The sequence below is a fragment of the Crocosphaera sp. UHCC 0190 genome (assembly GCF_034932065.1).
Taxonomy (GTDB): domain Bacteria; phylum Cyanobacteriota; class Cyanobacteriia; order Cyanobacteriales; family Microcystaceae; genus UHCC-0190.
In genome coordinates, this window is the sequence record NZ_JAYGHP010000002.1 from 302,788 (window position 1) to 322,398 (window position 19,611).

The window sequence follows — 19,611 nt, forward strand, 5'->3', positions numbered from 1 at the left end:
TCGGAGTTATGGTTTTTTCAACATCCGGTTCCCAGACCCCCCTTGTGATTTTTGGTGTTTATCCCCCCACACTTCCCACACTTCCCCCTCTTACCTTTAAGTGGGTTTTCACAACCGGATTTGGTATTATTTCGAGGGGGGAATTCCCTTCAAAGAAATTAACGTATCAATCACCAATTTAGCCACAGGAGCGGCCACTGTTGACCCATAGGTATTGCCTCCTTGCGGTTCATCCACTACCACCAAAACCACGTATCTAGGGGACTCTATCGGCAAAATTGAGACAAAACTCGTAATCTTGGCATTAGGCAAATACCCCCCCCTCGGCCCCGCTTTTTGGGCCGTTCCTGTTTTCCCTCCAATACGATAGCCAGGAATTTTTGCGGCTTCCCCTGACCCGCTATTAACAACAGTTTCCATCATCTCCACCACTTCTTTCGTCACTTTCGGGGAGATAATTTGTTTTGTCTCATAATTCGGTTTCCAGTGTAGTGTTCCTTCCACATCGACTAAACCCTTCACCAGATGAGGAGTCACTAATTTACCTCCATTGGCCAAAGCCCCATGTAATTGTATTAACTTCATAGGTGTTAAAGAAAAACCTTGACCAAAAGAAGCCGTTGCCGTTTCAATAGAACGCTCAGTAAATATATCTTTATTTTTTAATCTTCCTGCGACTTCCCCAGGTAAATCAATCTCTGTTTTTTGATTAATTTCTAGCTTTTGTAAGCGTTTATAATAATCTTCCTTATTCAACCGTCGCATGATCTGAACCATAGCCACATTACTAGAGGTTTGTAACACCTCAGCAATACTAATAGAGCCGTTTCCTGTCTTAGATGCGTTGAAAATATTCCAGCCATCAACTGTCACCAAACCCGAATCAAAAATAACTGTATTCGGTTCAATTACCCCTGCTTCTAGGGCCAAGGCGATATTAAGCGGTTTAAAAGTCGAACCGGGTTCATAAAGGTCACTCACTGTCCAATTTTTTAACAATTCTACCTTAGACTTATAAAATTGATTGGGATCAAACGTCGGTTCACAGACCAAAGACAACAAAGAACCATCCGTTGCATCCATTACAATGACAGCCCCCCGTTTAGCATTAAATTTCTTTAACTGTTGTTGTAGGGCAGAACGGACAGACCGCTGTAAGCGCATATCAATAGTTAATTGTACCCGCCAATCATTGGATTTGAGCAAATCCGAAGGCAGAGAATTGGGTATGATCGAACCCAAAGCCGTTCTTTGCACATAAAGACTCATTAAATCCCGTTCTAACAGCTTTTCTTGACTTAATTCAATTCCCGCTTGGCCCTGTCGTTCATTGTCCACAAAACCCACCACATCGGCCATCACGTTTTCCTGAGGATAAAAGCGACGATAGGTTTCATTGACTTCTACCCCATCAAGTTTTAGGGCCTTAATCCGTTCCGCCACCCCTTCCGTTAATCCCCGTGCGAGAGGAATTCCTGTTTTACGCTCTTTGAATCGTTCTATGAGTTGTTGTGGGGTTTTATTTTCTAAAATAGGACTTAATTGGCCTGCCACTTCTGCTTGAGGCAGCTTAAATTGAATCGGATGGACATAAAGAATATATTCGAGGCGATCGGTTGCTAGAATATTGTTTTCACTATCAATAATGGAACGTCGGGGAATATAGGGGCGAATATTAACAGTTTGTTGTGAACGAGCCTTTTCTTTTAATTCTGGAGATTGAACAATTTGTAACTGATAAATTTTCCAACTTAAACCCAACATTCCAGCAACCAGCACCCCCCAAACCATTAATAAGCGGAATTTTGGTAAGGGAGTCGGTTGATTTTTTTGGGGGGGTTGGGGTTTAGTCCTAACAGGCCGCGATAAACGACCCCTAGGGACAGATTTGGGAGAGGATGGACGGTTTGAACGACTAGGACGTTGTTTAAAGCGAGAGTTACGCATGGCCTGTTCAGGTGTGGGGAGTAGGGATGAAGGTAGAAGCTAGAAGTAAGAAGTTAGAGACAATTTAGCCAACTTCAATGGTTTGGCCCATTTTAACTGAGTCAACTCCTCCGATTGCCGATTTCCCCTCCCCCAATTAATAAGCAATGGGAGAATCTGGCATGAGGGGTTGTGCTTTGGTGGAAGCTGGGGTGACAGGAACACTTATCTTAGGAACCTCAGCTGGGGCCAGAAACAGGGATTGATTGGGGTTAGGTTCAGTTAAGCCAGAACCAGGTTGTTCGGCTTGTTGTGCCATTTTATTCTTTAAGGTTTCATTTGTCGAGGCAAGTTGACGTTCGTTGCGTTGTAAGGTTTTGAGTTTGGAAAATTCTTTTGTCCACAGAGTCGGTGCGTAAACTGTCCAACCATAGACGGCCAGGGTGATCATCACTAAACAACAGGTAAGGGTGGTGGAACTTTTTTGTACCAATAAGAGAAACTGGAGGGCTAAGGGGAGTTGTTGAGAGGTTTTGGGGAGGGGAGTTACCTTGGAAGGGCGAGGGAAAGACTGAGAAGACTCAGAGGGGGCCAAGGGTTTTCTTCGACGGTATGAACGGGATCGGGATGGTGTGGGTGAGTAATCGCGTGCAGCAGTCATAATCTCCTCAAGTAAGAACTTTTCCGATTTTAAATTGAATTTAATGAAACGATTCCGATGAGAATCTTAAGAGCGTTTGGTTGCAGTAGACGGGGATAGGTAAAAGTATGTTGCCTGTTCTTGGGATTTCATAAGATCCCTGATTCTAAGCGGGAACTTGTGATTATAATGGAGTCCGTTTACGCATCATTTTATAGATTTTATGACCTATTTGTTTGGTAAATCTTCCTCTCATGGCCTGGCGATCGCTTTATTTTCTCTGGTTGTGGGACTTACGGCCTTACCCGTCCGAGGACAGCAAGGACTTTATAATCCGATCCCGCTTAAATCTGATGCGGAAGTCTCTGATCGCCTGACTACTCAGGATATTCCCACGGGAGAAGGAGGCTTTGCTAAAGATTATCTGGTAGATCTCGAACAGGGGGATCAAGTGGCCATCGATCTCATGTCAGAGGAATTTGATAGTGTTATTTTATTGATCGGAGAAGATGGCACAACCATCGCTGAAAATGATGATGGCCCTGATGGCAGTACCAATTCTCTGTTATTTTCTCGGATTACGGAAACTGGCAAATATATCATCCGTGTCCGGGCCTTTGGGGAAAGGGGAAGTGGCAATTTTCGCTTAAAGGTGACGCGGTTACGCCCTGTCACTCGCTAAATACCAGGGTTAAAACACATAAAATTAGGGTTTCTGTCCACTCTACTACGGCACCGTAGGTATCTCCGGTATGACCCCCTAAACGTTGATTAAACCATGCGCCAACCCCCAAGGCGATCGCCATTGCCATCAGTCCCATCGTCGCCCCTAATCCCCATAAATCAGGGTTTAACCAGGCTAATAGTCCACTCATCCCCCACAAAGCGAGAAACCCCCAGCAGAGATCTTGGGGGAGACGGATTTGTTGTTTATGAAAGGCCCCTTTTCCGGTGGGTTTAAGATAGGGATAAAAGGCGATCGCGCTCACTTGTCCCCATCTTCCCCATCCACCTGCCACCATTAACCCCCACCAACGATAATCAGAGATTTCCCCCAAGGCCAAGATTTTTAGGACGATAACGCTCACCCCTGCCATCACTCCAAAGGCCCCAGTCACGCTATCTTCCATGACAATTAACCGTTTTTGGCGATCAGTAACGGCCAAACCATCGGCACTATCGATCACCCCGTCTAAATGTAATCCCCCTGTGATGGCAATCCCTAGGACAATAATTAATGCACTCCTGATCCCGACGGGAAACCCGATCAATTTTAAGAGTTCATCTCCTAATCCTAAACCTCCCCCTAACCCCAAGCCAATGAGGGGGGCCCAACGGGCCAGGCGTTGAAATTTTAGGGGCCAATGGGGAGGTAAGGGCAGAATTGTGTAAAAAGTAATCGCCCCTAACAGAGATGTTAAGGAATCAATAAATTTGTTCTGAATTTTTTTGAGCATTAATACTTATTTTTTTCATAATTTATTCAAACTTTAAGAAATCCCCAGGGAATATTAGGTTAATATTATGTCATAGCCCTAATCACTCTTACAGGCCAATCAAAGACCAGGGATCTTAACTCCAGACTGGCCAAGATAGTCGCGCTTGAAGGCAATTTCTTATGAGTCACGACCATACCTCACACCCATTTCCCGCTCCCTGCATTATTGACTTTGGGATTATTATTAATGCCGAAGATATAAAACGCATCCTTAACGATCTCGGACGGGTGCGTTATATTCATACCCTTGATGGACAGTTACAAAGTGAAGGAGAGGGGTGGATTGTTGAAGTTTTTAGTGATCCCCAGCAAGCGACCATTGTAGCGAATCGTTCTCTTTATCTTAATGTTCAAAGTTTCGATTATCTACAACTTCAGCGATCAGACACTCAAGCAACCTATTTTGATTTAATTCAGGATAACCGCCGTTTAAGGCTGATGCCTGTTACCCATTCTTCCCCAATACCTGATAGTAATTCTAACCTTGATGCTGCTGCTTTAGAAGCAATGGTAACTCAAGTTTTAGCCGCTAAATGGGATATGCAATTAGATGATGAGGATGATTGTCCTTTCTAAGTTTTTTTTCTGTCAAAATTGTTGTTTGATTCCTCTAATAAGTGCTTCTACTCTTCTTTTGGGGGAAGCACTTTTGCTTATTTAAAAGTAAGAATTTCCCCAATCATCCTGAAAGACAAATTCTGCTAAGGGTTTACGATTTCGCGGAGATAATTCTCTCTCTTGTAAATCTGATTCTAATTGATTAACATTCCCTGGATACCCAATGGCGATCGCAGCAACTGGTTCATAGTTTTCAGGAATATGATAAGTTTCCTTAGTTTTTTCTTGATCAAACCCTCCCATTTGATGCAAAAATAACCCTAAAGATTGAGCCTGTAAGGTTAGATTTCCCATCGCTAAACCCACATCATGAAGGGCGTGACGATTGGGTTTATTATTGTGTTTAAAGGACAATCTAGCCACAGAAATTATTAAAATTGGGGCATCTTTAGCCCATTTCTGATTAGCTGCTACGATACAATTTAACAGTTTTTCAAATTCTTTAGGCTGATCTTGAGTAGCGATAATAAAAAACCAAGGTTGATCATTATAACAAGAAGCAGCCCATCTAGCGGCTTCTAATAAGCTACCAATTTTTTCGGGTTCAACGGGACGAGAATTAAAAGCTAAAGGACTCCAACGCTGTTTAATTAACTCATGGAGAGGATAGTGATTTTGGGCGAGTTTTTCCATAATGATGTCTCAATTTTTACAGCTTTTTGAGTCTAGATAAATTTTACAGCATTTATAATTTAGTTGACAACCATAATACCATAGGTAAGGTTAAAAAACTCAGCAAAGTTGTGACAACAATTGTCCGAGCAACTAGAGGCGGATCACCCCCAAATTCTGTTACTAAAACTAAAGTATTAACGGCGGTGGGCATGGAGCTTTGTAGGATTAAAACTTGTAAATCTAAAGTTTCTAAATTAATTAATTTTCCAGTCACAAAAGCAATCAAAGGAGCTATAATTAGGCGTAAATTAAGGGAAGCAAATTCAAATTCTCTAACTTTAAACTTAGTATCAGCAAGCTGCATTCCCAGTATTAATAGAGCAATAGGAATTGCAGCTACTCCCAATAGATGTAAGCCTTCACCTAAGTTAAATGGCAGTTTAATTTGTAAGACTCTCAGGCTTAAACCCGCGATCATAGCCCAAATTAAAGGCAGTTTAAAAACCACCCCTAAGCTATGTTTTAAACTACTACCTGCTAAAATAGCGGGCGTAATGCCAAATAACAAAATACTGGAACCAATCATATAAATAATAGCGCGATCTAAGCCCCCAGAACCCAGGGCAAAATCCACTAAAGAGAGTCCCATATTACCATTATTAGGATGTAAGGTGGTGGCAATTAAACTTTTCCGAATTAGGGATGATAAATTAAGCCAATAACTAACGCCTAACACTAATAAATAAAGCACAGCAGCAATAATAAATACTCCCAACAATAATTTAGCCGCACTTTCGGCGGACATTGTTGTTGTATATAAACTATCTGCCACCAAAGCAGGAGCTAAAATATAAACAGTTAATTGAGAGAGAGTTTGTTGTTGAAGCTTGAGGGTTTTACCCGCAATAAAGCCAATAAAAATAATAAACGCAACAGGAATAATCGCAGGTAAAAGAACGGTCATTTAATCCTTGATTGACAATAACTAACTCAGGGTTGTTTCATTCTTTCAAATTCCCTCAGTCTCAACCCTGGGGTTATACAAACCAAGCCCGTTTTCGCGGGCTTTGAGATTATAGCTTAACCCTAAAGGAGTGTCAGCGTCAGGGAACAGGAAACAGCCTTCTCACAGTTTAATCGTTTCTGCCGAAAATAAATGACTTATACCAAATCCGCTTTAAAAAGTAGAGTTATTAAAACCAACAAAACCCAGTAGAGACGTTGCCTGCAACGTCTCTACGTTAATCTATTTTGATAACCGGATTTGGTATTAACTGATACTTGAATAGTAATTTTTAGCCAAAAAAATAAGACTGACGCAACTGTACGTTAGTCCTGAAAATAGGATTCTAAGGGGAACATTTCCCCCACTCATCAATTATCTACGCTTAAGAGAAGAGCCAGCGATTAATGTGCCAAAAGCGATTAATCCTAATAGGCTTGAAGGTTCTGGAACATCACGAACGTTGTCTGGAGGAATTTCGTCTGGAGGATTTCCACCGCCACCGACGGTGGACACGACATCATGAGAGAAAGGAGCGTTCTGTTTAACACTTCCATTCGCGTTCTTGTTGTAAAAGTCGAAATGGAGCTTAACCTGGTTGCTGAGATTAGCAATATCAATCTCAAATTGTTGATAGAACATATCACATCCTGAATTGGGGGGGCATTGAGTACCCGCTGTTGGATCGAATCCAGCGTTAGCATTTACTGCGTCAACTGACAACGTCTTGGGACTTGTGGCGAAGTTCCCGATGGATACTTCCTTATACCAAGTATCAAAAACACCGTGAGGTTGTAAAGCACCACTTGCCGAAGTTCCTGGATGTCCAAAACTGAAATCAGTAGAGTTAGGAGTGTAGATTGTTGTTAGATTGGTCGCAAGATTTTTAACGCTAAAGGAGCCAATGTTAGTAAAATCAAAGCCATTAGTAAGGGAATTCATACCCGCATCAAGCAGCGCGATGGAAAAGAAATAGTTGTTTGTCGGACAAATATTCCGATTCGCATTATTACCGTTAGCAGTTTGACAGAGGAGATTCAGGGTAAATGGGTTGATAGTTCCACCGCTACCATCGACATTAGTGCCAGATTCATCACCAGAGAGGTAAGTACCCCCCGTAACATTCAACTGTAAGTTAGGAATAGCGAAAGCGGGAGAGAATAGGGAAGATGCCAGTAAGCTGGCAGTCAATGCAGCACCAGTCGCTAACACAGATGAGAGAGGCTGAGAAGCAGCCACTAAAGTTGAAAAGAGTTTGTTCATAGTTTTAGCTTATATATTCTTAATATATTTATTTAAGTATTGATTACTAAGCAAGTTTAGCTCATTAATTGAGAAAATGCCATAGTTTAAAAATGTCTAACTTTATACGTTATTGTCTAATTTTGTATAGTTTATCTCTAATTATTGTCTGTTTTCTCGTGACTCATCTAGGTAAAATGATAAAAGGTGTGGGTTGATCAAACTCAAATCCTTGACCATAATCAATGCCAATTTCCCGTGATTTTGCCAAAGTTTCCTGATTTTCCACAAATTCGGCAATGGTTTCTATACCCATCACATGACCAATGCGATTAAAACAATCAATTAAGGTATAATCTACGGAATTTATGTCTGAATTATTAAGATTATTTACATTGATTTTTAAATAATCTACAGGTAAATTTTTAAGATAGGATAGAGAACTAATGCCACTACCGAAATCATCCAGAGCAAAAGAACAACCCAAGGGTTTCAAAGATTCAATTAATTTAAAGGTTTGATTAAAATGAGTAATTGCCACTGTTTCGGTAATTTCAAAACAGAGATGTTGAGGATTAACATTAAAGCGAGATAATTGTTCTTGAACAAACTCTATAAATTGATGATTCTTGAGACTATCCACTGAGAGATTAATCATATATAAACTGGCTGGTAATTCTAGTCTCTGACTAGATTTTTCTTGACAATAATTGCCATACACTCTTAAAAAATTTTCAATGACCCACTGATCAATTCTCCACATTAAATTATAGCGTTCAGCCACTGGAATAAATGCCATAGGCAAAATAATATTACCCGATTCATCTAATAATCTCAGCAAAATTTCATGGTAAGTTTTTTTCTGCGATCGCAAGGGAACAATTGATTGAGAATAAAGACAAAAATGGTTTTCTTTAAGGGCTTCATTTAGTCTAGAAAACCATTGGTTTTCTCCCCGTTTTTTACCTAATTGATGATCATTTTTTTGATAAACATAAATGCAGTTTCTTCCTTTTTGTTTAGCCGTATAACAGGCAATATCTGCTTCATTGAGGACACGAGCAACACTATGAATATCTTCATTAATGACAACCATTCCAATACTAACTCCCAGGGAAAAAATCTGCTTTTCCCAAGTGAAACGAAAGTCTTTTACTAATTGTCTTAATGTTTGGGCAATCGTTTCTGCTTGTTCAAGAGAACAACCTTTAAGTAATAGGGCAAATTCATCCCCTCCCAGTCTTGCTAAAATATCAGCAGCACGGACTCTTTGTTGCAATAAATGAGTAATTTGTCTCAGTAATTCATCCCCAGCAATATGTCCACAGGTATCATTAATTATTTTAAATTGGTCTAAATCTAAATAGCATAAAATATAGTTATTTTTTTGAGTTTTTATTTCCTCCAAAGCGATTCTTAATTGTTGTTCAAATTCCCGTCGATTAATTAATCCTGTTAAAGCATCATGACTCGCTTCCCATGATAACTGATTCGCCAATTTTGCCGATTGGGTGATATCACGAAAAATCACGACAGTTCCTAACAGTTCACATTCTGGACTAAGAAGGGGCGTAATAATATTTTCAATTGCATATTGCCTTTTATCTTTAGCAACTAAAATAGCTGAATTTCTCACCTCCTGACTTCTGTTTTTTTGGAAGATTTCAGTGAGTAAATCTTCCAGAGGTTCCCCGGTTTCATCTCTTAGGCATAAAACCTCTATAAGTGGCTTTCTGATGGCTTCTGGTTCTGTCCATCCGGTTAATTCTTGAGCCATTAGATTAAGTTCTCTAATCATTCCTTTCTCATTGGTAGTAATGACAGCTTCACCAATAGATTGCAAAGTAATTTGAGCGAGTTTTTTTTCTTCAAATAAAGCTCTTTCTGTTAATTTCCTCTCAGTAATATTTTCAATAGTTCCTAGAATTCCGACAATATTACCCTGAGAATCTTTGATAGGAATTTTATTGGTATCATACCAAACTTCTTGCCCGTCTGGATTTTGTTTATGTTCAATAAAATGTAATTCAGGGATTCCTGTTTCTATGATTTTGCGATCCTGTTCAAGATAATAATCAAGGTTACGAACTGGGGGAGCTAAATGTTGACTATTTTGAGAATTATAAATCTCATAGTCGGTTTTCCCTTTGACTTCATCAGGATTTTCTAACCCAGATACTTTGGCCCATAAACGATTACATCCTAAAAAAATTGATTCATTATTTTTCCAAAAAATAAGTTGAGGAATATTATCTAATACTAATTGTAAAAAGTTTTCTTTCTTTGTTGATTCTGGGAATTCTCTCATGTTTTTAGAGACTTCTATTAAGCTAGAATCATCTAATAAATTAATGAACTCTCTGATTGCGTCTGATTCGGTTTGTCCCGTTTTTTGACAATATTGTCTAAGTTTCTCTGACTGATGATCGGTAAGATTAATATTTAAAGATTTCTGATTCATAATCGCTTAAATGAAAATTTGATAAGATTAAGGATTTTTTGACCATTATCCACTATATCTTTGTCCTAAATCATTTCCCAACGGATTGCATAGGTATCCTATTAAGTATAGACAAGAAACTGATATTATCTTTCTCTTGAATTTTTAGGGATAAAGTTTTGAAAAATTAAGTGTAATTACTACCAAGATATCCCTATTTAAAAATTCGTCCATACCAAAAATTACCCAAATTTATCAGTTAAAAGTAAAAATCTTGTCAATCTATCATAATCATAGAATTATTTGTATTGATGATGTAGCATAGACAGTTAAACCTGATAACAAATTGAGTATTAATACTTAAAAAAATTTAATAAGGGGAAGGATTAACTCATTTATCTATCAATTAAGGATTTTCTCCCCTCACTCCCTCACTGGCTTACCCCAAACCTAACATCAGAAGGACAAAACCAGATATCCTACTAGATATAACTGTTTATGCACAGGTTAAACGATGCAATTTTCCAAAATCCTGATTGCGAATCGCGGGGAGATCGCCTTACGAATTTTACACAGTTGTGAAGAACTCGGCATTGCGACAGTTGCCGTTCACTCTACCATAGACCGTCAGGCACTTCATGTTCAATTAGCTGATGAAAGTGTGTGTATCGGCCCCCCCGCAAGCGGTAAAAGTTACCTCAATATTCCCAATATCATTTCAGCGGCCCTCACCCGTAACGCCACCGCGATTCATCCAGGATACGGATTTTTAGCAGAAAATGCCCGATTTGCTGAGATTTGTGCCGATCATCAAATTACCTTTATTGGCCCCTCTCCTGATGCCATTCGTTCCATGGGAGACAAATCTACCGCCAAAAAAACCATGCAAAAAGCCGGGGTTCCGACGGTACCTGGAAGCTGGGGACTAATTGGCAGTGAACAAGAAGCCCTAACTATTGCCCGTGATATTGGCTATCCTGTAATGATTAAAGCCACTGCGGGGGGTGGTGGACGAGGAATGCGCCTGGTAATGGAAGAAAGCGAGTTTTCTCGTCTGTTTCATGCGGCCCAAGGGGAAGCAGAAGCGGCCTTTGGTAATGCCGGGGTTTATTTAGAAAAGTTTATTGAACGTCCCCGTCATATTGAGTTTCAAATTTTAGCTGATAGTTATGGCAATGTAATTCATTTAGGGGAAAGAGATTGTTCGATTCAGCGTCGTCACCAAAAGCTGTTAGAAGAAGCCCCTAGCCCCTTTCTAACGCCCCAATTACGGGACAAAATGGGTAAAGCGGCAGTTAAAGCGGCCAAGTCTATTGATTATGTGGGAGCAGGAACCGTCGAGTTTTTGGTGGATAATAAGGGGAATTTCTATTTTATGGAAATGAATACCCGTATCCAAGTCGAACATCCTGTGACGGAAATGATTACAGGGTTAGATTTAATTACGGAACAAATTCGCATTGCCCAAGGGGAACGATTACAGTTAAAACAACATGAAGTGCAATTAAAAGGCCATGCGATCGAATGTCGGATCAATGCCGAAGATCCTGACCTCAATTTTCGTCCCCATCCAGGCAGAATTAGCGGTTATCTTCCCCCTGGTGGCCCAGGAGTGAGAATGGACTCTCATGTTTATACAGATTATGAAATTCCCCCCTATTATGATTCTTTAATTGGTAAGTTAATTGTGTGGGGGCCTGATCGTCATACAGCAATAAAACGCATGAAACGGGCTTTAAGAGAATGTGCTATTACAGGCATTCCCACTACTATTGATTTCCATCGACGGGTATTAGAAACCCCCGCCTTTTTAGCAGGGGATGTTTATACAAATTTTGTGGAAGAACACGTTATGAATCAATCAAAAAATGTACTGCTATAGTTTGCGTTTTAGGGTTGAGACTAGCCCAAGGGTTCCGAGAGCAAGAAGACTGAGGACAGAAGTGGGTTCTGGTACAGATACAAAAAACCCTCGGATTTCACCACTAGGGGAGGCAGTTGTATGAAGATTCAGGTAAGCACGACCCGACTTAATCCCGTCAAAAAGAGCAATCTGGGCATTTGCCGTGGTGCCACCGTTGTTCGTGATGAAAGTAGGGTTGTAAGAGGATGCCAGCGTCATATCAAAAAGTTGGTCATAGGTTCCGCTAGTCACACCTAACGGAAAGCTAGGAAAGGTAGGAACCGGTGTCGCAACCCCAATATTACCGACACCAGGAACGGCAGTCGCACTGTGGATATGAGCAGCAGTTGTGTTCCCTGTTAGTCCACTAAAGGTTACTTGAACGCGCATCGTGTTGGCAATGTCATCAAGGGTAACAATGGCTGTTCCTGTCCCCGCAGAGGCAACAGGTGGGGACTCGTTTGATCCGGCCAGATTCGCAGCAAAGACCGTTGTTGCTGCCTGTGCCTGACTTACGGGGACTGTGGCCACTATCGTGACTGCAAGAAACATGGTTGGCAATAAACCTTTCACGGTAAATCTATCCTTAATAAAATGAAGTTGTTTGAGAGCAGGGAAAAATCTTGTTTGAATTGACAATGATTTTTTCAAAATTCTAACAACAGTCTCGAACAATTTTCAAGGGTTAATAACTTTTTCGAGTAATTTATAGCCCAGAAAATTAATAGTAAAATAGAGAGCTAATAAGGTTTGATGGCTAGGAGTAGATCTAAGGAATGTCTAACACGCTATACGATTACGATCTGCAACTTTGGATTGAGCAAACGATTAGTCAATTAAAAAATCGTGAATTTGAGTCCTTGGATATTGAGAATTTGATTGAGGAGTTAGTTGATTTGGGTAAATCGGAAAAAAATGCACTGAGAAGCAATCTCATGATTTTGTTAGCACATTTACTCAAATTGACGGTTCAGCATGATGTACCTGATAGTATGAAGGGCAGTTGGTATAGTTCAGTGGTTGAACATCGTCAGCGAGTTCTCAATAATTTGGTAGATACGCCTTCACTCCAGAGTTTTCTTAGAGAGGCGATCGCCAAAGCTTATCCACAAGGTCGGAAACTGGCGATTAAGCAAGGGAAGTTGGGGAAGTTTGGGGTGCGGGTGCCAGAAGAAAGTGAGTATCCTCTGATCTGTCCTTTTTCCGTCGAGCAGATTCTCGATGAGGATTTCTACGGGCGATAATCCCTAAACTCATGCTATCTTAGTCTGATAATCAACTTAGAGGACTTTTCCCGATGATTGGTAGCTGAGTTGTCCGGTTGCATCAAGAAACTGATGAGAGCAATTGACAAATTGGCTAATCTATCTCATCCTTTTACCCATACAATTAAAGCTAATTTACACTTAATCAGTTCGTTATAACCATCTGTCTTTATATCTGAATGCACATCGCTTGGCTAGGGAAAAAATCCCCTTTCTGTGGAAATGTTACTTATGGTCGGGAAGTGACTAATGCTCTTCTAGATCATGGGTATCAGGTCAGTTTTATTCATTTTTCCGAAGAAGATTCCCATCAGATTAACCGGCCCGACTGTCCAGAGGTTTTCTTGCCTTTTCTCTACAAATCTCAGGTTTACACTATCCCCACCCCGAAATCCAGTAAAGTTTTGATGGATGCTTTGGCCAAATTAAAACCTGATATTGTTCATGCGTCTTTAACTTTATCTACCCTAGATTTCCGACTGCCTGAAATTTGTCAGGCCTTAAATTTACCCCTCATTGCCACGTTTCATCCACCCTTTGACAGCAAGTTGCGGAATCTTAAGTCAAGTACTCAATTTTTAACTTATCAGCTTTATGCGCCTTTTTTGGCTAATTATGATCAGGTCATCGTTTTTTCTCGTCTCCAACAAGAATTATTGATGAAATTGGGGGTTCCTGAAGAAAGATTAGCTGTAATTCCCAATGGGGTTGATTTGATTAAATATTCTCCTGGGGTTTCTTATGTGAAGTCTCAGGTTAAAGCGAAGCGTTTATTTGTCTATGTGGGACGAATTGCCACAGAAAAGAATGTAGAAGCGTTACTGAAGGCGTGGAAACATACCAATATGGGCCGGGATAGTAAATTATTAATTGTGGGAGATGGCCCTCTTAAACCCTCTTTAGAACCTTTTTATGGCCGGGAATATGGCATTCATTGGTTGGGGTTTATTGCGGATGAACAACGGCGTATTGATATTTTACGGGCCGCTGATGTCTTTATTTTGCCTTCTTTGGTGGAAGGGTTATCTTTGTCTTTATTGGAGGCCATGGCCTGTGGTGTCGCTTGTATTGCCACGGATGCGGGGGCCGACGGAGAAGTGTTGGAAGATGGGGCCGGTGTCGTGTTAAATACCCAAGGAGTAACGACTCAATTGAAAACTCTATTACCTCTATTTAGAGAGCATAGCGAAATTACCCAATTGTTGGGACAAAAAGCCAGACAACGGGTTTTAGAACGCTATTCTTTGACTAAGAATATTTCGCGGGTTGAAAGATTATATCAGCAAGTTTTAAAGAAGCCTAATTTTCCTGTCATGGGTCATATTTCTTGATTGATATTAGCACTTGAATAACTTCTTCCCCCTAGGAATGTAGGAACAAGAAGGCTACACTACTTAATCCTGATGCCGATAATAGGAAGGTTTTGCCAGGAATTTTACTGGTATTCCAACTCAGTAAAAGTAAAAAATAAACATCCATAAAGACCCGTGAATAATCTAAATAATAACCTAAAATTGTGATGCTACTAAAAGTAAACATGAGGCTATAAAAACTATTGCTAATTTGTATTAATACGTTAGCTTGTCTGTTTTTTAGATAAATCATGAAAATTGCGATAAAACTCATCAATAACAGGATAAAAAGATAAGCTTCAAACAAGTTTCTCCCGTTTAATCCCCCGGTCAAAAGAGCCGTAAATTTATTGATAATGCCCATCAAAGGAAGACCAAAGTTATCTTTGACTCTGACTTTTCCCGGTAAATTTAAAAAAGTAATATAAACAGTCCAAAAAATAGGAGGAAGTAAGGCAACTAATAAATAGTTAATCTGCTTCATTCTTTGTTGTAAAAGACTAGCTAAAAAGAGAGAAAACCAGATAATTAATAATGTTTCTCTGGTCAAACAACCTAAACTAATAAAAATGCCAGTCCCTAAGTATTTATGATCACGATAACAATAAAAAGCGGCGATTAAGAAGACACTACTTAATAAGTCAGCCGTGCCTAAAGATAATACCATCCAAACCCCAGGAATACATAAGGTAAGTAGGGGCTGATATTTAAACTTATTATCTGATTTAAAATAAAGGTTAATTAGCCCCACAATCGTAATAATTGAAAGGGCATTAATTGCTACCATCATATAGGGAATTAAGGGACGATAGCCAAAACTAAAAACATAACTTAATAAAGGATATAAAATACGCCGATACCGATAAATAGGATGATCAAGGGCGTTAATTGTTTCCGGATTTTGTAAAAAAGGATCAAGAGCTAAGCTTAAAAATTGTTGTCCATCATAACCAATTTCTCCTTGATAAATCAAAGTTTGATCAGCATTAAGATAGGGGGAAAGGGGTAAAATTGAACCAATGCGAAAAAAACCTGTAATATTGCCATCAAATTTGCTAAAATAAAAATAGAGTGTAACAGCAAGAACTACCACACAAGCAATTAATAAATTGATGATTTCTGGGGAGAGTTTAAACCTAGCACTTTTGAGCATTTTTGATAAAAATATTTTTTTGTCAAAGGTATTCTAGCAAAAGAATGGAATAAAAAAACTTGATTAGATCTAGTCAGGTTGACCGAGATAGTTTACAATAACAAACTGTAGAATCAAACTCAAAGGAGAAAAACCTTGCCCCATACTATTGTCACTGAAACCTGTGAAGGCGTTGCCGACTGTGTAGATGCTTGTCCCGTGGCTTGTATTCATGAAGGGCCGGGTAAAAATGCCAAGGGAACTGATTGGTATTGGATTGATTTTACGACTTGTATTGACTGCGGAATTTGTCTACAAGTTTGTCCGGTAGAAGGGGCAATTGTTCCCGAAGAACGACCAGAATTGCAAAAAACGCCCTAACCTTAAGTTAGCATTTTTCCAGGGATAAGTTTAAGATGTTATCATTTTAGTTATGGAAAATATCCTCGAAGTTCATGATGTTTATGCCGGATATGTAAAAGATTTGAATATCCTACAGGGCATTAATTTTCGTATTGCAATGGGGGAATTAGTCACTGTAATTGGCCCTAATGGGGCGGGAAAATCTACGTTAGTAAAAACAATTTTTGGACTATTAAAGGCGAATCAAGGTAAAATTATTTTTAAAGGACAGGAGATTACGGGGCTAAAATCCGATGAAATTGTTAAATTAGGAATGTGTTATGTTCCTCAGATTTCTAATGTTTTTTCTGCCCTAACTATCGAGGAAAATTTAGAGATGGGGGCCTTTATTAGTCATGGTTCTTTGAAACAGCAAAAACAACGAATTTACACCATGTTTCCCCGACTTGCTGAACGTCGTCGTCAACGGGCCGGCACTTTATCAGGGGGAGAAAGACAAATGTTAGCGATGGGACGGGCCTTAATGCTAGATCCTGATGTCTTATTGTTAGATGAACCTTCGGCGGCCTTATCTCCCATTTTAGTTAATAGTGTATTTGAACAAATTAAGGCCATCAATTTGACGGGAAAAGCCGTTGTTTTAGTGGAACAAAACGCTAAGAAAGCGTTAATGATGGCAGATCGGGGATATGTATTAGAAAGTGGACGCGATCGCTTTGAAGGAACGGGAAAAGAGTTATTAAACGACCCCAAAGTGGGACAATTATATTTAGGGGCCGCTTATCAAGATACCAGAGATGAAAAATCATCATCATAATTTCAATGTTTTGTTAGTTTTTTAATCAGGCAAATAATTCATGTCTATCACTTCATCTAACAGAAAAGGACAATCTTCGGGAAACATATTAAGAGATAGGCCAGTTTCATCAGATGCTAAGCGTCTTGCTCCTTGATAACATTGTTCAAAATTATCTGCTAAAAAAAGCCTTAAACTTGGACTATTTTCTAAACTATCGGCAATTCTGTGACGATTTTCACTAATGGTATAACGCCAACTATTGCTTCTTTTTTGAGGTTGATACTGATATTTTAGTAAGTGCATTAATAAAATTCTTAAATTACTTTTTAAAGCATTTTTCTCACTTCTCCCCATGCTTTCTAATTCCTCAATAAGATTTGGATAATCAATCTCTAATAATTTACCTTCCCGCAATAAGTCAACCATCCTTTCTAACCATAAATTAAAATCTTCTTGATACAAATTTGATATTTTTGATGAAATTTGTATTGACATTTTACTTGATTTCCTATTCAAATAATTTGGATTGTAGCTAATACTTTTTAAATGATTAGCTACTTACTTTTACTCTTTTAGATTAAGAAATCTAAATTTCATCCCATCCTGTCACTCCAGAAGACATGACATAACTGGTAACGGTTGCTTCAAAGAAATTTGCTTTAGTATGACCTTCTTTTTTAGTATCAGAAAATCTCTCTAAATGGCTGTAGGGACTTTTGTTGTATTTTGGTTCTGGATAAAGGGGTTCTAAACCAATAGAACGTAAGCGAATATTGGCGAGATATTTGGTATATTTTTCCGTACTTGATTCCGTAATTCCTAAGATATTATTGCCCACAATATGGTTAGTCCAACGGCATTCATGTTCAACGGCCATGTCAAACATTTCATAGATTTGTTCCAGGGAATGAGGAAAAATTTTTCGGGCTTCTGGGATCAATTTTTGATACAATCTAACATGGCTTAGTTCATCTCGATTAATCATTTTGAAAATGTCGGCTGACCCTGGCATTAACATCCTAGAAGCCAAGTTATAGAAGTAAATGAAGCCATTGTAGAAGTATAATCCTTCTAATAAAAAGTCCGCAAGTAAGGCGATGAAATAGTTTTCAGCCGTTGCATTATCAATATATTTTTGGTATAATGTGGCAATGAATTGACAACGGTCTTTTAAGACTTTATCCGTGCGCCAAAAATCATAAACTTGACTTCTTCTATCTGGAGGAATAATAGTTTCAATAATGTATTGATAACTTTGATTGTGCATTCCTTCTTGAGAAATCTGTTCTGCCATACAGAGACTTATTTCTGGAGCAGTAACACTGCTTTTTATGTGAGGAATATTGCAGGTTTGAACAGAATCTAAAAAGGTAAGATAGGATAGAATGCCATCATAAGCGTACCGTTCATCTTCGGTTAAATTAGCATAATCAGTGACATCTTGGGTAATATCTAGACGCTGAGGAATCCAGAAATTTTCCCGCATTTGTTGATATAAACCCACTGCCCAAGTATAACGAACATCATTTAACTGCATTAAATTAGTTGTATTACCAAACCAGATAGATCGGTTTTCTGTTGCATCATCTCCTTCTGGGTTAAAGATAGGGTTGATGGGCATTTGTTTTTGATTAATGACGACCATTATTTGACTTTATTTTTAAGGTTTATTGCTTGATTATACAACATTTTTTGAAATTGAAGGGAAGTTGTTAGGCTATTTTTAGGTTAAAGTTAGATTCATATTATGGTTAGCTCTTAAAAGTATTCAACTAAGATCAATCCTGCATCTTAATTATACAATCGACTATAATATAATAATTCATCATCTCTTGTAATTCAAGGAATCAAATGGTATTTTTTCGTCAATATATTGCGCCTTTGTTGATTGTCTTGATTTTTTTAGTCGCTTTGGTAGCTGTAACGGCCCGTGCTTTCTTACCCTCAGATTTAGCGGCTCCTGCTCCCATTGATGATCTGGGAATGTCTAGTGTAGTTTGGGATGTGGGATAAACTATTGTTAAAATGGAAACAAAGCAAGGGACGGACTTACCCTCTCCCTATCAACTCCAAAGAGGTTCAACGCTTGATCACGCTAAACTATTAAAGTTTATGCAGCTGACTTATCAAGAATTGTTTCCTGAGCAGTCGGATTTTAGCCACCTCAAGAAAACGGTGTCCCAATATTTTTCTGCCAAAACTCCCCTCTGGTGGATTATATTGGAGGAAGATAAATTGCCGTCAGTTTCCCCTGTGGCCTGTCTTTGGATGGGGACGGGAATTGATCAAGTAACAGGCGATCGCTATGGTCATATATTCTTAATTTATGTAATGCCGCAACACCGTCGTCGAGGGTTAGCAACTCAGTTGATTAATCAGGCAAAAACTTGGGTGATCTCACAAGGGAATCATCAACTCGGATTACAAGTATTTGATATTAATCAACCGGCCCTCAATCTTTATGATAATTTAGGCTTTAAAACTCAATCTCGCTTCATGTTTAAATCAGTTCAGTAGGTTCAAAGATTATAAACAATACAACCTATCTTCAAAAAAATCTTCGCAACCTACCTGTGTTACGCCCCTAAGACCTAAACTTTCTAAATAACTAATCCAAGCTTCTGGGGTATCATCAATGGGCAAAATTCCTAAAATGCGAGCGACATCAGCAACCCAAGGCACCGTTGAAATACAATAACCTTGCCAATGAACTTCTAAAGATAACCAATCAGGAACACGATGTTCATTAAAGTGGTTGGATGCTCGATAATCCGCTTGAAAACAGTAGATTCTACCTTTTTTGATCATAGTTGAC

General features: G+C 39.1%; 21 protein-coding genes. 9 read left to right on the top strand and 12 right to left on the bottom strand.

Annotated elements, in window-relative coordinates; all coding sequences use genetic code 11:
* Window positions 1–126: 126 nt before the first annotated feature.
* Window positions 127–1,947 carry a penicillin-binding protein 2 gene (locus VB715_RS04540; protein ID WP_323300001.1) on the bottom strand — a complete coding sequence of 607 codons (1,821 nt, stop codon included), beginning with the start codon at window positions 1,945–1,947 and terminating at the stop codon, window positions 127–129.
* A 136-nt stretch (window positions 1,948–2,083) separates the two neighbouring features.
* A complete protein-coding gene (locus VB715_RS04545; protein ID WP_323300002.1) occupies window positions 2,084–2,587 on the bottom strand; it encodes a hypothetical protein in 504 nt (167 codons plus the stop codon).
* Between the two features lie 202 nt (window positions 2,588–2,789).
* Between VB715_RS04545 and VB715_RS04550 the strand changes: the two genes are divergently transcribed.
* Window positions 2,790–3,248, top strand: a complete 459-nt coding sequence (locus VB715_RS04550) for a PPC domain-containing protein (RefSeq protein WP_323300003.1) — start codon at window positions 2,790–2,792, stop codon at window positions 3,246–3,248.
* Here the strand turns inward: VB715_RS04550 and cobS are convergent.
* On the bottom strand, window positions 3,238–4,023 hold the full coding sequence (gene cobS / locus VB715_RS04555; RefSeq protein WP_323300004.1) for an adenosylcobinamide-GDP ribazoletransferase: 786 nt from the start codon (window positions 4,021–4,023) through the stop codon (window positions 3,238–3,240). The genes VB715_RS04550 and cobS overlap by 11 nt on opposite strands.
* 161 nt (window positions 4,024–4,184) lie before the next feature.
* Here cobS and VB715_RS04560 point away from each other — a divergent pair, with 161 nt between their 5' ends.
* Entirely contained in the window at window positions 4,185–4,640 is a 456-nt protein-coding gene (locus VB715_RS04560) for a hypothetical protein (protein ID WP_323300005.1), read from the top strand.
* A gap of 81 nt (window positions 4,641–4,721) precedes the next feature.
* On the opposite strand, the gene VB715_RS04565 is transcribed toward VB715_RS04560, so the two are convergent.
* The 4 genes from VB715_RS04565 to VB715_RS04580 all read right to left on the bottom strand — a co-directional run bounded on the left by VB715_RS04565 (window position 4,722) and on the right by VB715_RS04580 (window position 10,003).
* Window positions 4,722–5,315, bottom strand: coding sequence for a nitroreductase family protein (locus tag VB715_RS04565; RefSeq protein WP_323300006.1), 594 nt, complete (start codon window positions 5,313–5,315; stop codon window positions 4,722–4,724).
* A gap of 52 nt (window positions 5,316–5,367) precedes the next feature.
* Complete coding sequence (locus VB715_RS04570; RefSeq protein ID WP_323300007.1) at window positions 5,368–6,261, bottom strand: AEC family transporter; 894 nt, start codon at window positions 6,259–6,261, stop codon at window positions 5,368–5,370.
* Window positions 6,262–6,675: 414 nt separating this feature from the next.
* A complete protein-coding gene (locus VB715_RS04575; RefSeq protein ID WP_323300008.1) occupies window positions 6,676–7,563 on the bottom strand; it encodes a choice-of-anchor N protein in 888 nt (295 codons plus the stop codon).
* Window positions 7,564–7,726: 163 nt separating this feature from the next.
* Window positions 7,727–10,003, bottom strand: coding sequence for a GGDEF and EAL domain-containing protein (locus tag VB715_RS04580; RefSeq protein WP_323300009.1), 2,277 nt, complete (start codon window positions 10,001–10,003; stop codon window positions 7,727–7,729).
* A gap of 493 nt (window positions 10,004–10,496) precedes the next feature.
* Here VB715_RS04580 and accC point away from each other — a divergent pair, with 493 nt between their 5' ends.
* Window positions 10,497–11,864, top strand: coding sequence for an acetyl-CoA carboxylase biotin carboxylase subunit (gene accC / locus VB715_RS04585; protein WP_323300010.1), 1,368 nt, complete (start codon window positions 10,497–10,499; stop codon window positions 11,862–11,864).
* On the opposite strand, the gene VB715_RS04590 is transcribed toward accC, so the two are convergent.
* Window positions 11,859–12,437, bottom strand: a complete 579-nt coding sequence (locus VB715_RS04590) for a CHRD domain-containing protein (RefSeq protein ID WP_323300011.1) — start codon at window positions 12,435–12,437, stop codon at window positions 11,859–11,861. The genes accC and VB715_RS04590 overlap by 6 nt on opposite strands.
* A gap of 224 nt (window positions 12,438–12,661) precedes the next feature.
* Here VB715_RS04590 and VB715_RS04595 point away from each other — a divergent pair, with 224 nt between their 5' ends.
* Window positions 12,662–13,129, top strand: a complete 468-nt coding sequence (locus VB715_RS04595) for a DUF29 domain-containing protein (protein ID WP_323300012.1) — start codon at window positions 12,662–12,664, stop codon at window positions 13,127–13,129.
* Window positions 13,130–13,329: 200 nt separating this feature from the next.
* On the top strand, window positions 13,330–14,481 hold the full coding sequence (locus VB715_RS04600; protein WP_323300013.1) for a glycosyltransferase family 4 protein: 1,152 nt from the start codon (window positions 13,330–13,332) through the stop codon (window positions 14,479–14,481).
* Between the two features lie 31 nt (window positions 14,482–14,512).
* Here the strand turns inward: VB715_RS04600 and VB715_RS04605 are convergent, their stop codons facing one another.
* Complete coding sequence (locus VB715_RS04605; RefSeq protein ID WP_323300014.1) at window positions 14,513–15,655, bottom strand: AZOBR_p60025 family cell surface glycopolymer formation protein; 1,143 nt, start codon at window positions 15,653–15,655, stop codon at window positions 14,513–14,515.
* Window positions 15,656–15,790: 135 nt separating this feature from the next.
* Here VB715_RS04605 and VB715_RS04610 point away from each other — a divergent pair, with 135 nt between their 5' ends.
* Together VB715_RS04610 and VB715_RS04615 are read left to right on the top strand one after the other, a co-directional pair.
* Window positions 15,791–16,015, top strand: coding sequence for a ferredoxin family protein (locus VB715_RS04610; protein WP_323300015.1), 225 nt, complete (start codon window positions 15,791–15,793; stop codon window positions 16,013–16,015).
* Between the two features lie 52 nt (window positions 16,016–16,067).
* Window positions 16,068–16,814 carry an ABC transporter ATP-binding protein gene (locus VB715_RS04615; RefSeq protein WP_323300016.1) on the top strand — a complete coding sequence of 249 codons (747 nt, stop codon included), beginning with the start codon at window positions 16,068–16,070 and terminating at the stop codon, window positions 16,812–16,814.
* 21 nt (window positions 16,815–16,835) lie between these two features.
* Here the strand turns inward: VB715_RS04615 and VB715_RS04620 are convergent, their stop codons facing one another.
* Together VB715_RS04620 and VB715_RS04625 are read right to left on the bottom strand one after the other, a co-directional pair.
* Window positions 16,836–17,291: a DUF29 domain-containing protein gene (locus VB715_RS04620; protein WP_323300017.1), complete on the bottom strand. Its 456-nt coding sequence runs from the start codon at window positions 17,289–17,291 to the stop codon at window positions 16,836–16,838.
* 91 nt (window positions 17,292–17,382) lie between these two features.
* Window positions 17,383–18,441 carry a ribonucleotide-diphosphate reductase subunit beta gene (locus VB715_RS04625; RefSeq protein ID WP_323300018.1) on the bottom strand — a complete coding sequence of 353 codons (1,059 nt, stop codon included), beginning with the start codon at window positions 18,439–18,441 and terminating at the stop codon, window positions 17,383–17,385.
* Window positions 18,442–18,647: 206 nt separating this feature from the next.
* Here VB715_RS04625 and VB715_RS04630 point away from each other — a divergent pair, with 206 nt between their 5' ends.
* Together VB715_RS04630 and VB715_RS04635 are read left to right on the top strand one after the other, a co-directional pair.
* Window positions 18,648–18,809: a hypothetical protein gene (locus VB715_RS04630; protein ID WP_323300019.1), complete on the top strand. Its 162-nt coding sequence runs from the start codon at window positions 18,648–18,650 to the stop codon at window positions 18,807–18,809.
* A 12-nt stretch (window positions 18,810–18,821) separates the two neighbouring features.
* Complete coding sequence (locus tag VB715_RS04635) at window positions 18,822–19,313, top strand: GNAT family N-acetyltransferase (protein WP_323300020.1); 492 nt, start codon at window positions 18,822–18,824, stop codon at window positions 19,311–19,313.
* 9 nt (window positions 19,314–19,322) lie between these two features.
* Here VB715_RS04635 and VB715_RS04640 read toward each other — a convergent pair whose 3' ends face one another.
* Window positions 19,323–19,604 (bottom strand): hypothetical protein, encoded by a 282-nt coding sequence (locus tag VB715_RS04640; RefSeq protein WP_323300021.1) that lies wholly within the window; start codon window positions 19,602–19,604, stop codon window positions 19,323–19,325.
* Between the last annotated feature and the right edge of the window lie 7 nt (window positions 19,605–19,611).

Excerpts from the sequence above, each read along its gene's own strand:
- VB715_RS04560 (WP_323300005.1), top strand. The coding sequence starts at position 4,185 with ATGAGTCACGACCATACCTCACACCCATTTCCCGCTCCCTGCATTATT.
- VB715_RS04640 (WP_323300021.1), bottom strand. The coding sequence starts at position 19,604 with ATGATCAAAAAAGGTAGAATCTACTGTTTTCAAGCGGATTATCGAGCA.
- VB715_RS04595 (WP_323300012.1), top strand. The coding sequence starts at position 12,662 with ATGTCTAACACGCTATACGATTACGATCTGCAACTTTGGATTGAGCAA.
- VB715_RS04600 (WP_323300013.1), top strand. The coding sequence starts at position 13,330 with ATGCACATCGCTTGGCTAGGGAAAAAATCCCCTTTCTGTGGAAATGTT.
- VB715_RS04570 (WP_323300007.1), bottom strand. The coding sequence starts at position 6,261 with ATGACCGTTCTTTTACCTGCGATTATTCCTGTTGCGTTTATTATTTTT.
- VB715_RS04575 (WP_323300008.1), bottom strand. The coding sequence starts at position 7,563 with ATGAACAAACTCTTTTCAACTTTAGTGGCTGCTTCTCAGCCTCTCTCA.
- accC (WP_323300010.1), top strand. The coding sequence starts at position 10,497 with ATGCAATTTTCCAAAATCCTGATTGCGAATCGCGGGGAGATCGCCTTA.
- VB715_RS04605 (WP_323300014.1), bottom strand. The coding sequence starts at position 15,655 with ATGCTCAAAAGTGCTAGGTTTAAACTCTCCCCAGAAATCATCAATTTA.
- VB715_RS04625 (WP_323300018.1), bottom strand. The coding sequence starts at position 18,441 with ATGGTCGTCATTAATCAAAAACAAATGCCCATCAACCCTATCTTTAAC.
- VB715_RS04545 (WP_323300002.1), bottom strand. The coding sequence starts at position 2,587 with ATGACTGCTGCACGCGATTACTCACCCACACCATCCCGATCCCGTTCA.
- VB715_RS04550 (WP_323300003.1), top strand. The coding sequence starts at position 2,790 with ATGACCTATTTGTTTGGTAAATCTTCCTCTCATGGCCTGGCGATCGCT.
- cobS (WP_323300004.1), bottom strand. The coding sequence starts at position 4,023 with ATGCTCAAAAAAATTCAGAACAAATTTATTGATTCCTTAACATCTCTG.
- VB715_RS04580 (WP_323300009.1), bottom strand. The coding sequence starts at position 10,003 with ATGAATCAGAAATCTTTAAATATTAATCTTACCGATCATCAGTCAGAG.
- VB715_RS04565 (WP_323300006.1), bottom strand. The coding sequence starts at position 5,315 with ATGGAAAAACTCGCCCAAAATCACTATCCTCTCCATGAGTTAATTAAA.
- VB715_RS04620 (WP_323300017.1), bottom strand. The coding sequence starts at position 17,291 with ATGTCAATACAAATTTCATCAAAAATATCAAATTTGTATCAAGAAGAT.
- VB715_RS04635 (WP_323300020.1), top strand. The coding sequence starts at position 18,822 with ATGGAAACAAAGCAAGGGACGGACTTACCCTCTCCCTATCAACTCCAA.
- VB715_RS04590 (WP_323300011.1), bottom strand. The coding sequence starts at position 12,437 with ATGTTTCTTGCAGTCACGATAGTGGCCACAGTCCCCGTAAGTCAGGCA.
- VB715_RS04540 (WP_323300001.1), bottom strand. The coding sequence starts at position 1,947 with ATGCGTAACTCTCGCTTTAAACAACGTCCTAGTCGTTCAAACCGTCCA.
- VB715_RS04615 (WP_323300016.1), top strand. The coding sequence starts at position 16,068 with ATGGAAAATATCCTCGAAGTTCATGATGTTTATGCCGGATATGTAAAA.
- VB715_RS04630 (WP_323300019.1), top strand. The coding sequence starts at position 18,648 with ATGGTATTTTTTCGTCAATATATTGCGCCTTTGTTGATTGTCTTGATT.